Raw genomic sequence first — 12,314 nt, 5'->3', positions numbered from 1 at the left:
ACCGAGACGTGGTGCTCCGTGTACTTGTCGATCCACCGGTCGTGGATCAGCCGGATCGGCACCGGGTTCAGGAAGTGCCGCTTCTCCCGGCCCTCTTTGCGCGTGGTCACCAGGCCCGCCTCCTCCAGCAGGCGCAGGTGCTTCATGACGCCGAAACGGGTCATCTCCAGTTCCGACTCCAGCTCGGTGAGCGTGCGGCCGTCGCGCTCGAAGAGCTGGTCAAGCAGGTGGCGACGGGTGGGGTCGGCCAGGGCCTTGAACACCAAGTCGTCGTCGGACACGCTCCGAGAATAGGTGACCAAAAGGTCACATGTCAACGACGCGTAGGCTCACGCCGTGCAGGGGTTCGACTACTACGAGCTGCTCGGGCTGGCGAAAACGGCCTCACCAGCGGAAATCAAGTCCGCGTACCGGGCGCTGGCCAAGTCGATGCACCCCGACGCCGGGGGCACCGCCGGTACCTTCCGGCTGCTCCAAGAGGCTTACGGAACGTTGTCGGACCCGGCCAAACGCGCCGCCTACGACCGCGCGCCCGGCGACGTCATCGCCCCGCCGAGGCCACGCGGGCCGGTCCGCACGCGGCGGCGTGAGTTCGGCGCCGATCCCGGCTTCGAGCCGCCCCCGGTGGTGCTGGACCCCGACGTCATCCCGTGGTGGGACCTGGTCGCCAGGCCCGCGTCGCGGCGCGCCCCGCGCGAAGGCCACGGGCACGCGCCGTGGCTGATCGTGGTGGCGGGCGTGCTGCTGCTGTTCGTGCCGATGGCCTGGGGTGTCTGGGTCCTGCTGGTCGTCGTGGTCGCCGGGAGCGCCGCGTGGCTGGCGCGCGGCTACGTCGCCGACGTGCGCGCCGAGCGCGTCATCTCCGCCGAGTTCGGCCACGCCACCGAGTTCGGCAAGGTGGGCGTCGACGCGGACCAGATCGGCGAGCGCCGCACGGCCGAGCTGCTGAGACGGTATTTCACCCAGCTGCCCGAAGTACGGATCTTCCACAGCCTCGCCTTGCCTGGCTCGGTGTTCGCCGACATCGACCACGCCGTGCTCGTCGGCAAGCGGCTGGTGCTCGTCCAGTCGAAGTCCTGGCCGCCCGGGCACTACGAGATGGACGAAGAGTCCTTGTACCGCAACGGGAACCGGTTCCGCGGCGGCTCCAGCTCGCTGCCGGAGGCGATCGCCGAGTACAAACGCCTGCTCCCGGGCGTCGAGGTCACCGGCGCGCTGCTCATCTACCCCAACCGGGCCGGTGTCGTGACGGCCGACGCCGATCTGCTGATGACGCCGGAGCAGTTCGTCATCGAGGTCGGCGACTGGCTGGCCGAGCGGCCCGCCGCGGTCGACCCCGAGGTCTTCCGCACGGTGCTCGGCCAGGTCGTCTCCCGCTAGGTCGTGAGTGTTCCGGCCGGTTCTAACCGGCCTAAACACTCACGACCCTCTTACAGCTCGGTGTTGATGATCGCCTCGACGAGCGTTTTCCCGTTGGTGGTCAACGAGATCTGATCGGGCTCGACCACGAGCAGTCCGCGGTCGGCCAGCGAACGGAACCGCGAAAGCCACGGCTCCTCGAACAGCGAGCGCCCGAACCGCGCGCGGTGCACCGAATCCCGGACCGGCGCGAGTGTCGTCAGCGCCATCTTGATCGCACGCGACTCCTGCGCCTCCGGCGAGAACCGCGTGGCCGAGCCGAGCGGGATCTGGCCTGCTTCGACGGCCTCGGAGTACCGCTGCCAGTGCACGTCGGTGATGGCTTCGGACTCCCGGCAGCTCGAACTGCCGCCGAGCCCGATCGCCACCTCGGCCTCCTGCTTGTCCTGGTCGACCATGATGGCCTTCCACTTCTCCGGCTCGGCGCCGCGCGCGAAGTACATCGTCGGATACTCGCGATAACCCGCCGCCTGTAAGCCATCCGTGAGCAGTGCTCGCATTTGGTACTGCTCGCCGAGTGGCGGCCAGCGATGCCCCTGGTCGACGAGCCTGTCGCGATAGTCCGGCAGCTGCCAGGCCGCGGGCTGCACACCGGCGACGCCCGTACGGGTGTCGGCGTACGACTTCAGGTGCAGCTTCGTGCAGACGATCGCGGGCGGCTCGTGCTCGAGCACGATGTCGAGATCGTGGCGGACGCTGTCGACGGTCTGGTCGAGCAGCCCGTACATAAGGTCGATGCTGTACCAGTCGAAGCCGAACGTCTTCGCGTTGCGCAGGAAGTCGACGCACATGCGCGAGCTGTGTTCACGCCCGCACTGCCGCAGCACCTCGTCGTCGAACGATTGCACCCCGCTCGACAGCTTCGTGCAGCCCAGCGAGCGCAGCAGTTCGAGCTTCTCGGGCGTGAACGTGCTCGGGTCGCCTTCGAAACGGATCGTGGTGTCCTCGGTGAACCCGAAGTTCTCGCGATAGAAGTCGAGCAGCCGCCGGATCGCGTCGGCGGGCAGCAGCGAGGGTGTGCCGCCGAAGACGTTGAACTCGCCGACCGGCGCGTCGCGCAGGTTCGGCACCCGCTTGAGCCAGAGCTCCGCTTCCCGGATGTTCCAGTCGACCCATTGCGTCGCTTTGTCATCCGCGACCGCGCCTTTCACCAGCACGACCGGGTATTGGCAGAACCGGCAGCGATACGCGCAGGTCGGGATGTAGGACCAAAGATGGATCGGCGCGGTGTCGGCGAGCTGTTTGCCGAGATCGTCGAGGAAATCCTCGGTCGAGTACGTCTCGTTGCCGGGAAAGACATGCGCGCCGAACGGATCCTCGGTGACGTACTCGAGCAGATGCCGGTTGGCCGGCGCGGTGAGCGCCGCCAGCACCTCGGGAACCGGATGGCCGGAGTCAGTGTCGCGTAATGAAGTAAGCGCTTCCACATAGTCCATTCAGAACACCCCGCCGTTTCCGAAATAATTGTGCGCTTCGCCGGATTCCCTGTCCTCGCAGTAGTAGTGGACGAACTCGGCGAATCGTTCCGCCGGAACCTCGGCCAGGCAAGGCGGCAACGGTGGTGGATAACCGATGTCCTCGCCGACGGTCGCGCGCAGCCGCGCGAAGATCTCGTCGGCGAACTCGAAGTACAGCCGGAACGAGGGCGTCTTGTAGGCGTGGATCGGCGTGAAGTCGACGATCCGCATCTCCTCGGTGATCTCCGCGATCCGCCGGGCGAGCCGTTTCGCCAGCGACGGCCCGAAGAACTCGATCACCTGCGCGTCGTCGAGCAGTGACGGGGTGAGCAGCACCGGCAGGATCACGTTCTTCGGTGTGAAGTCCTTGATCGAGAATTCCCACGCCTGCAAGGCTTCCGCCTCGGTGAGATCGCCTTCCAGATCGACCACCGGGTCCGCCACCCGGATGTCACGCATGACGATCACCCCGTCCGAGCCATAGGCGCGCCCGGTGATCACCTCCTCGATCGCGTGGTTGACCCGGCGAGGGTTGATCTCCACGCGCGACTTCGGCGCGTACACGATGTCCTCGCCGGACGCGCGCACCTTGATCCCGAAATCCCAGTCGTCCGAGAGATGGTTGACGAACCGGCCGCCCGAGAGCTGATAGAAGATCTCGATCCCGCCGACCTGCTCGTAGACGTCCCGGTCGACCGCGAATCCCTTGCCGTCGGGGAAACCGCCGAACAGGGAGAAGGTGACTTGACGGCAGCGCAACGTCTTCTGGATCTCGGTCCAGAGCCGGGGCCGATGTGTGAAGTGCTCCGCCGCGTAATAGTAGTCGCAGACGCCGATCGCGGCCTTGCTCGATTCCATGGTCGCGAACAGCTCACCGAGCCAATCGGGCGCGACACGGCAGTCGGCGTCGGCGCCGACGAGGTAGAACCGGGCGCCGTCCTCGCGCCCCCGACTGCGCGCGGCCGCGAAGTCCATCCCGGTCTTCCGCGCGCACGCGGGCCCCTGCTCCGGCTCGGGGATGAGGTGGACGGCGAGGTCCGGATGCGCGGCGGTGAACGCGCGCACCACCTCGGCGGTGTCGTCGGTGGAGTTGTTGTCCACCAGCACGATCTCGTAGAGCGCGCGGTCGAGCGGCATGCCGCCGGAGTCGCGCTGGTCGTAGAGCGACGCCAGCGCCGACGGCAGGTTCGCCGCCTCGTTGAACACCGGGATGACCACGCTCATCCTGGTCCGCTCGCCCATCGGGGCGGGCAGCAGCGCGGCCAGTGCCTCCTCCGCGCGGTCACGGCCGAAGTGCCGCTCGCCGAGCCGGTGGTTGAACTCCGCCATCTGGCCACGCTTCCTTTCGTCCAGCAACAGGTCCGCCACTTCGGCCACGAAGGCCTCGGTGGGCAGGTCGTGGGTGGTGATGTCGAGTACGGGCGCGCGGAAGCCGAGTGAGCCGTACACGGTGTCGTACAACTCGTACCGCGAAGTGAGGTACGGGACACCCGACGCGATGGCCTCACCGATCGGGTTGCCGTAGCTCTCGTAGTCGTAGGAGGTGAGGAACGAGACGATGTCCGCGTGCGCCAGCAGGTCACGCACGGAGAAGCCGGTCGGAGAGACCGTCTCGCGGGGAGCGAGCTTGCCGCCGAAGACGACGCGTTCGCTCACGCCGAGTTCTGTGGCCAGCCTGGTCAGCTTCGCGTACTCATCGGGCGCTTCGCCGATGTCGCCCGCCACGAAGAGGTACGCGTCGACCCGGTCTGTCAACGCGGCGAGGAGATGGAGATCCCGGTCGATCCGTTTCTGGGGGATGATCCGCGTGCAGCGGGCGAGGAGCGAGGCGTTCCCCGGAATGCCGTACGCCTGCCGGAAACGCGGGTTTCCGGAGTGCGGAATGTGACTGAACGTGTTGGGCAGCACGGAAATGTTCGGCAGCCCCGGCACCCAGTCCAGCATGTGGTCCAAAGCATCCTGATGTTGGACCACATAGTGGATGAACGGGGATTCGCGCGGCCGAATGGCGCCGGGATAAGGGAACTCTCCGTATTTGCCGGTGCCGGGTTCGCTCTGCCACATCAGATCGTGGTCACGCCACAACACGAACGGGCCGAGCCTGTTCCGCCTGCCGTACTCGTCGATGGCCAGATAGAGCGCTTTCGTGTAGATGACGTTCTCGGGCAACGTCCCGTTTTCGACGATCACGGACGTCACGTCCATCTTGGACCAGGTCGCCAGCAGCAGATCTTTCAGCTGCTCAGACAGTGTTTCCGCCTTCTGCGGCAGCTTGTTTCCGCCTTGAACCACGCCTTGAAGTATCTCGGCGACGAAGTCGGCGGTGTACCCGTCCAGCCGCTCGATGCCGTCGACCCGGCCGAGGCGCACCCAGTCCGGCAAGTGGTCGCGTTCGTCCGTGTACGGCCGGAAGAACGCGTTCTTGTCCGCTTTGATGTCGTATCCGAGGTCGAGGCATACGCGGGCGCCTCGATCCCGGAACAGGCGCGCGGTCTTGACGAACTCGACCACTAGGCCGGATATCGGAGCGGCGTCGAAAGAGATTCCCCACAAGGTGGACATCGATTACGACGGTACGCAGAAACCCGCCGCCGCGCAGCACCGGCGGACCCCTAGGGGAAAAGATCGGTGTGGAGCCTGATGCCGGGAGGGTGCCGGAACGGGCAAAGTCGGTGTTACCAACCGACAAGGAGTTCGAAATGACCACGACGACCACCACCAGGCTCACCCGACCTCGCCACGGCCGCGTGTTCGGCGGCGTCTGCGCGGGGATCGCCCGCCGTTTCGGCATGAAGCCGGGCACGGTCCGCCTGCTCGCGCTGCTGTCCTGCCTGCTCCCCGGGCCGCAGTTCATCCTGTACCTGGTCCTCTGGGTGGCGATCCCCGAGTCGGACTGACCTCATTCCTGGGTGCCCGCGGCGCAGTCGGCCGCCCCGGTCGCGTCGACGGCACGCTCGCTGACGAGCTTGCCGTCGACGAAGACCCGGCAGACGGTGCCGGGCGCGCCACCGCGGACGCCGATGTTGCTGAAGCCGGTGCCGACGGAGTTCTCGACGTGCCAGGGGAGTTGCCGCTCGACGAGTTCCGGATGCGCCGTCTCACCCGCGAAGCTCGACACCACCTTCGCGGGCGCCGGGCCATCGACCTCCATGCGGACCTGCCAGGTCCGCCCGCCGCAGGCCGCCGTCAGTGCCAGCACGACGGCCGCGAACGCCACTAGTCCACTACGCATCCGTCCAGCGTGGCCTGGTGGCGAACCGCGTCACCTCAGCTGAATGACCGGTTCCGCTCGGCCGAAAGGCTCGTGAGTGCCGCGGCCCGTTCTAACCGGCCGCGCCACTCACGACCTCCAGGTCAACGCCCCGTTTACCACCCGCCCGGCAACGAACGGACGTGCCGGGTCGCACCGGAGGGTGACAAGGGCGCCCCTTGTCACCTCTAGCGTGACAAAGGCGGCCCTTGTTTCCACCCCGGAACCGGGTGTAGGTGACCAAATATCGGGTGGTTGGAACCGGCTGCAACACTCACGAGCCGCGTTTGCGCCAGGAGCACATCGCGTTGTCGAGTGCCTCGGTGTCGAGCGGCTCGTGCGCGAGTTCGGACGGCGCGCCGGGCGCGCCGCGCAGGCCGTCGAGCAGCAGGCCGAGACTGCGCTTCCACAGGCCGGGCTCGGCCAGCTGGGTGTACTCGGCGACCGAGCCGATCATCAGGGTGATCAGCGGCAGGTCGGTCGGCGCGAAGTCCGCGCGCAGCTTGCCGCTGGCCTTCGCGCGCTCGACGAGTTCGGTGCAGACCGGGATCATCCGCTCCTTCGCCTCCGCGACCTGCGCGTGGCCGAAGGCGTTGGACAGCATCACCTCGCGCAGGCCCCGGTCCTCGGCCTGCAGTCCCACGATCGTCCAGACGAAGTTCGCGAAGCCGTCCCAGGGGTCCGGGTTGAGCAGCGCCTCCTCGGCGACCAGGCGGACCTCTTCGAGCCGCTCGGCGAACATGGCCTCGACCAGGTGTTCCTTGCTCGGGAAGCGCCGGTAGACGGTGCCGACGCCGAGTCCGGCGTGATGGGCGATGTCGTCGAGGGTGGCGTCGAGGCCGCGCTGGCCGAAGACCACGCGGGCCGAGGTGATGATCCGGCGGCGGTTGAGCTCGGCGTCTCGCCGCAGCGGCCGCGTCCGTGCGACGGGAGCTGTGTCCCGTGTCATGGTTCTCAGTCTAGCAAAGTAGAGACACCTTCTCCGCTTAGCGTGTACGTTGGTCGGCATAAGGGGAGACGCTTACTCCACATAAGGGACATCAATGCCTGACTCAGCCACGGCTGTTGCCGTACCACCTGCCCAAAACTCGGAAAATCCGCATCACGCCCGCCGCTGGGCGATCCTGGCCGTGATCGGCATCGCCCAGCTGATGGTCGTGCTCGACGCCACCGTGGTGAACATCGCGCTGCCGTCGGCGCAGCACAGCCTCGGCTTCGGCGACGACGCGCGCCAGTGGGTCGTCACCGCGTACGCGCTCGCGTTCGGCAGCCTGCTGCTGCTCGGCGGCCGCGTCGCCGACCTGTTCGGCCGCAAGAACGCGCTGATGGTCGGGCTGGCCGGCTTCGGCATCGTGTCCGCCATCGGCGGCGCCGCGAACGGCATCGAAATGCTCCTGATCGCGCGAGCGGCCCAGGGTGTCTTCGGCGCGCTGCTCGCGCCCGCCGCGCTTTCGCTGCTGACGACCACCTTCACCGACCCGAAGGAACGCGGCCGCGCGTTCGGGGTGTTCGGCGCGATCGGTGGCGGGGGAGCGGCGATCGGCCTGCTGCTCGGCGGGGTGCTCACCGAGTACCTCGACTGGCGCTGGTGCATGTTCGTCAACATCGTCTTCGCGGTGATCGCCTTCGCAGGCGCTGCTGTGCTTCTTAAGCCGCAGCCGGCCGAGAAGCGCCCGAAGCTCGACATCCCGGGCACGATCACCGCGTCCGCGGGCCTGTTCGCCCTGGTCTACGGCTTCTCAAACGCACAGAGCGACTCGTGGTCGTCCGCCTCGGTCTGGGGCTTCCTCGTCGCCGGTCTGGTGCTGCTGACCGCGTTCGTCGCGATCCAGCAGCGCGCGGAACACCCGCTGCTGCCGATGCGCGTGCTGCTCGACCGCAACCGCGGCGGCTCGTTCCTGGCCATGTTCCTGCTGGCCATCGGGATGTTCGCGATCTTCCTGTTCCTGACCTTCTACGTGCAGCAGAACCTGCGGTTCAGCCCGATCGAAAGCGGCGTCGCCTTCCTGCCGATGGTCGCCACGCTGATGATCGCGGCGACGTCCGCGACCACCATCCTGCTGCCGCGCTTCGGCCCGAGGCCGCTGGTGCCGACCGGCATGCTGATCGCCGCCGCCGGGCTTTTCTGGCTCAGCGGGATCGACACGACCAGCACCTACGCGGGCAGCGTGCTGCTGCCGCTGATGGTGATGGGCGTCGGCATCGGCCTGTCGATGGCGCCCGCGATGAACGTCGCGGTGCTCGGTGTCGACGAGCACGACGCCGGTGTCGCTTCGGCCGCGGTCAACACGATGCAGCAGATCGGCGGCTCGATCGGCACCGCGCTGCTGTCCACATTGGCCGCGAACGCCGCGACCTCGTTCATCGAGGGCAAGGTGCCCACCCAGCAGCTGGCGGCCGAGGCCGCGGTGCACAGCTACACGACCGCGTTCACCTGGGCGGGCGCGATCTTCGTCGCCGGAGCCGTGCTCACCGGGCTGCTGCTCAAGCCGGGCGCGCCCAAGCTCGAAGGCGCGCCGACCGTCGTGCACGTCTAGCCAGTCCGGGATAAAGCGGGCTTTATGCCAGACCGGGATAAAGCCCGCTTTATCCCGTCAGCGTTTACGCGAGCGGACCGCTTCGATCACCTCGTCGTCCCAGCGGTGGGTGCGGATCAAGCGGTACCGCTCGCACGCGACCCAGAGGTAGGCCTCGGCCTCGGTCCGGTCACCGATCAGGTCCGCCTGCCGCATCATCGCGACGACCGGCTCGTATTCCTCTTCGTACCACCGTTTCGCGATGGTCGCGCGGTCCGAGAAGACACCTTCGTCCTGCATCAGCCGGAAACCCCACGCCTCGACGTGCTCACCGAGCCGCGAGTAGTCCCAAGCGTCACTGAACACGACCGAAGCACGCGACTGGCCAGTCAGCGGCACCCGTTCCAGGAACAGCCTGCGGTAGTCCTTGACGATCAGATCGCCCCGGTAGCGGATGCCGCTCGGGTCCAATTTGGTCCGCACCTCGACGACGTCGGCCTCGATGGTCGGCACCCCCATCGCGTGCGCCACCGACACCCGGTGGTGGCCGTCGATGATGAAGTGCAGATCGCCGATCCGGTACACCTGGATCGGCGGGATCGACTCACCACGCCGCGCCGCGAGCGCGAGCCGTTCCCAGCGCTCACGCACCCGGCCCGAAGTCGGCCGGAACCGGCGGTCGAAGTCACGCCCTCGGTCCACACTGCCGACGATCGAGTCCAAGGTGATCACCCGGGTGCCGATCCGGCGTTCGCTGACATAACCCAGCGCGTCGACGACCTCCTTGAACGGCAACATGATGTTGACGTCGTCGGGTTCGCCGCGCAGCCACTTCGCGAGCCGGGACAGCACCTGGCGGCGGCGGGCCCGCAGGAAGTCGGCTTCGGCGTCCGCGCGGGGAAAACCGGTGTCCCTGTTCATACCGAGAACTCCATCACCTGGTGGCCGACGACGTTGCGCAGCCGCGTCGAGCCGGCCACGCGATCGGGCACGGCCTCGCCGTGCGGGTGGATGTGCCCGTGCAGCAACCATTTCGGGCGCAGCCGGGCGATCGTGCGGTGCAGGCAGTCGAAGCCGCGATGCGGCGGATCGTCACGGTCGCCGAGATGCAGCGGCGGCGAATGCGTGAGCAGGATGTCGACCGCGCGGCCGTCGCGGCGGCGCTTCCAGTCCGCGCGCCGCACCAGTTTCCTCGCCCGGCGCGCCTGCTGGCGCTGCGTCCACTGGTTCGGCCCGTCGTTGTACCTGATCGACCCGCCGAGCCCGGCGATCCGCAGGCCCGCGATGTCCACGACCCGGCCGTCGGCGTTGATCCCGCCTTGCGGGCCGGGCCATTCGGCCGGGAAACCGTCCTTCATGGACAGTCCGCCGTAGCGGGTGAAGCCGCTCAGGTCCGGATCATGATTGCCCGGCACGAACACGCACGGCCGGTCCAGCGCGCTCGCCAGGAACTCCAGGTACTTGAACGGCAGATCACCGGCGCCGATGACGAGGTCGACCGAGAAACCGCGGACGGCATCCGTCCACAGTCGCTCGTCGACCTCGTCGGCGACGACCAGTGCTTTGACCATAGGCCCAGGATAAGGGCATGCGCGTCACTTCACGCCGTGCGCGAACGCGGGGTCCTTCATGATCACGGCGGTGATGACGACGATCCAGACGACACCGATGGCGAGCGCCCAGAACTTGAGGTTGAGCAGAATCTTCGGCATGGCGGAACTCCTGTAACTCGACCGGGTGGAAAGAACAGTTAGAGCCACTGGTTCTTTCGGAATATTCGGTAGAGCAGCAGGCAGATGCCCAAAATGATGGTCACCACCAGCGGATAGCCGAACTGCCAATGCAGCTCCGGCATGTAGTCGAAGTTCATCCCGTAAATGCCCGCGAGCGCCGTCGGCACCGCGATGATCGCCGCCCACGCGGTGATCTTGCGCATGTCGGTGTTCTGCTGGAGCGTGATCTTCGCCAGTGTCGCGTCGACCAATGTGGTCAGCAGCTCGTCGAAGCTGACCACCCGCTCCGAAACCGTGGTGAGGTGGTCGTCGACGTCGCGGAAGTACGAGCGCACCTCGTCGGGGATCAGCCTGCTGTACCCCTCGGCGAGCCGCTGCAGCGGTGTCTTGAGCGGCATCACCGCGCGGCGCAGTTCGAGCACCTCGCGCTTCATGAAGTAGATCTGCTCGGCGCTGACCTGCGACCGCGGCGCGAAGACCTGCGTCTCCATCTCGTCGATGTCCTGCTCGATGCTTTCGGTGACATCGAGGTAGTGGTCGACCACGTGGTCGGCGATCGCGTGCAGCACGGCGGCCGGGCCCAGCGAAAGTCGCTCGGGCTCCTCGTCCATCTCGCGGCGCAGCCTCGCCAGCCCGGAGTGGTTCCCGTGGCGCACGGTGATGACGAAGTCGCGGCCGAGGAACGCCATCAGCTCACCGGTCTCGACGATCTCGTTCGCCGTGGTCGGCGACTCGTGCTCGACGTAGCGCACGGTCTTGAGCACCATGAACAACGTGTCGTCGTAGCGCTCCAGCTTCGGCCGCTGATGCGCCTCGAGCGCGTCCTCGACGGCCAGCTCGTGCAGCCCGAACGTCTCGGCGACACCCTGGATCTGCTCGGCGTCCGGCTCGTGCAGCCCGATCCACACGAAGCCGTCACGGCGCTTGCGCACCTCTTTGATGGCTTCGGCGTGCGTCCAGCGCCCGGGTAGGCGCTTGCCGTCCACGTACACCGCGCAGTCGACGACGTAAGCCGACAAGGGCACGGGGATCGGCCGCTCCGCGGGCACGCTCTTGGCGCGCCCGTTGCCGCGGCCTCGCAGACCGCCGAGTGAAGGAATCGCAGGCATGGGATCTCCTGGCTGTGTCGTGCACCGACGCGCACGACCTCCCGGTCATGCGCACAGACGACGTGCCGGCCGGACCGGCACTAACCAGCGTTCCCGGGAAGCCGGGGTCAGAAACCGGGGAGACCGGCCGAGGTGGTGGGAACGCTGGGACTACTAGGGAGCGGACTATCGCCACTACTCATCTGTGTTCCTCACCTCCTAAGGCCTGAAGTGGTGATGCTCGCGTTGACGGGCGAACACCAATGGTTGAGGGTACTCCTCAACATAAGTGGCTGTCGCCGCAGGCTCTCGCGGCGTTACCCCGCCTTGGAGGTTTTGGTGCAGTTCGGGCGATATTTCGAGGAGTTCGAGGTCGGTGCCGTCTACAAGCACTGGCCCGGCAAGACGGTCACCGAGTACGACGACCACCTCTTCTGCCTGCTCACCATGAACCACCACCCGCTGCACATGGACGCGCACTACGCCGAAGAGACCACGGACTTCGGCAAGAACGTCGTGGTCGGGAACTACATTTATTCGTTGCTCCTTGGCATGTCCGTGCCGGATGTGTCAGGTAAGGCGATCGCGAACCTCGAGGTCGAATCGCTCAAGCACGTGAAGCCGACCTTCCACGGCGACACCATCTACGGCGAGACCGAGGTGCTCGACAAGACGCCGTCGAAGTCCAAGGACGACCGCGGCGTCGTCTACGTCGAGACGCGCGGCTACAAGCAGGACGGCACGATCGTGTGTGTCTTCCGTCGCAAGGTCATGGTGCCGAAGCGGTCCTATGGTGATGCCAGGGGCGGCGAACAGCCTGGCCGTCCGATTCCGCACGCGTAGGGGGACCG

General features: G+C 67.0%; 12 protein-coding genes. 4 read left to right on the top strand and 8 right to left on the bottom strand.

Features of this window, described 5'->3' with window-relative positions:
• On the bottom strand, positions 1-281 hold a 281-nt coding region (locus BLV57_RS40495), incomplete at its 3' end, for an ArsR/SmtB family transcription factor (protein WP_091299463.1).
• Between the two features lie 55 nt (positions 282-336).
• Between BLV57_RS40495 and BLV57_RS40490 the strand changes: the two genes are divergently transcribed.
• Entirely contained in the window at positions 337-1,380 is a 1,044-nt protein-coding gene (locus BLV57_RS40490) for a J domain-containing protein (protein WP_091299460.1), read from the top strand.
• Between the two features lie 50 nt (positions 1,381-1,430).
• Here BLV57_RS40490 and BLV57_RS40485 read toward each other — a convergent pair whose 3' ends face one another.
• Both BLV57_RS40485 and BLV57_RS40480 read right to left on the bottom strand, forming a co-directional pair.
• Positions 1,431-2,855: a radical SAM protein gene (locus BLV57_RS40485; RefSeq protein ID WP_091299458.1), complete on the bottom strand. Its 1,425-nt coding sequence runs from the start codon at positions 2,853-2,855 to the stop codon at positions 1,431-1,433.
• Positions 2,856-5,438 (bottom strand): glycosyltransferase, encoded by a 2,583-nt coding sequence (locus tag BLV57_RS40480; protein WP_091299455.1) that lies wholly within the window; start codon positions 5,436-5,438, stop codon positions 2,856-2,858.
• Positions 5,439-5,575: 137 nt separating this feature from the next.
• Here BLV57_RS40480 and BLV57_RS40475 point away from each other — a divergent pair, with 137 nt between their 5' ends.
• The gene (locus tag BLV57_RS40475; RefSeq protein WP_091299451.1) at positions 5,576-5,773 is read left to right on the top strand and encodes a PspC domain-containing protein; all 198 of its coding nucleotides are present in this window, start codon (positions 5,576-5,578) and stop codon (positions 5,771-5,773) included.
• A 2-nt stretch (positions 5,774-5,775) separates the two neighbouring features.
• Here BLV57_RS40475 and BLV57_RS40470 read toward each other — a convergent pair whose 3' ends face one another.
• Together BLV57_RS40470 and BLV57_RS40465 are read right to left on the bottom strand one after the other, a co-directional pair.
• Positions 5,776-6,108 carry an MmpS family transport accessory protein gene (locus BLV57_RS40470; RefSeq protein ID WP_091299447.1) on the bottom strand — a complete coding sequence of 111 codons (333 nt, stop codon included), beginning with the start codon at positions 6,106-6,108 and terminating at the stop codon, positions 5,776-5,778.
• A 292-nt stretch (positions 6,109-6,400) separates the two neighbouring features.
• A complete protein-coding gene (locus BLV57_RS40465; RefSeq protein WP_091299444.1) occupies positions 6,401-7,075 on the bottom strand; it encodes a TetR/AcrR family transcriptional regulator in 675 nt (224 codons plus the stop codon).
• A gap of 94 nt (positions 7,076-7,169) precedes the next feature.
• Here BLV57_RS40465 and BLV57_RS40460 point away from each other — a divergent pair, with 94 nt between their 5' ends.
• Positions 7,170-8,663 (top strand): MFS transporter, encoded by a 1,494-nt coding sequence (locus BLV57_RS40460; RefSeq protein ID WP_091299441.1) that lies wholly within the window; start codon positions 7,170-7,172, stop codon positions 8,661-8,663.
• Between the two features lie 57 nt (positions 8,664-8,720).
• Here the strand turns inward: BLV57_RS40460 and BLV57_RS40455 are convergent, their stop codons facing one another.
• The 3 genes from BLV57_RS40455 to corA all read right to left on the bottom strand — a co-directional run bounded on the left by BLV57_RS40455 (position 8,721) and on the right by corA (position 11,484).
• The gene (locus BLV57_RS40455; protein WP_091299438.1) at positions 8,721-9,563 is read right to left on the bottom strand and encodes a chromosome partitioning protein ParB; all 843 of its coding nucleotides are present in this window, start codon (positions 9,561-9,563) and stop codon (positions 8,721-8,723) included.
• Complete coding sequence (locus tag BLV57_RS40450) at positions 9,560-10,213, bottom strand: metallophosphoesterase family protein (RefSeq protein WP_091299436.1); 654 nt, start codon at positions 10,211-10,213, stop codon at positions 9,560-9,562. Before BLV57_RS40450 ends, BLV57_RS40455 begins: the two co-directional genes overlap by 4 nt.
• Before the next feature lie 179 nt (positions 10,214-10,392).
• The gene (gene corA / locus BLV57_RS40445) at positions 10,393-11,484 is read right to left on the bottom strand and encodes a magnesium/cobalt transporter CorA (protein ID WP_091299433.1); all 1,092 of its coding nucleotides are present in this window, start codon (positions 11,482-11,484) and stop codon (positions 10,393-10,395) included.
• 318 nt (positions 11,485-11,802) lie between these two features.
• Between corA and BLV57_RS40440 the strand changes: the two genes are divergently transcribed.
• The gene (locus BLV57_RS40440) at positions 11,803-12,306 is read left to right on the top strand and encodes a MaoC family dehydratase (RefSeq protein WP_091299430.1); all 504 of its coding nucleotides are present in this window, start codon (positions 11,803-11,805) and stop codon (positions 12,304-12,306) included.
• Positions 12,307-12,314 lie beyond the last annotated feature (8 nt).

Source organism: Amycolatopsis xylanica (assembly GCF_900107045.1).
Lineage (GTDB): Bacteria > Actinomycetota > Actinomycetes > Mycobacteriales > Pseudonocardiaceae > Amycolatopsis > Amycolatopsis xylanica.
This window is presented reverse-complemented; position numbering and strand designations above follow the sequence as displayed.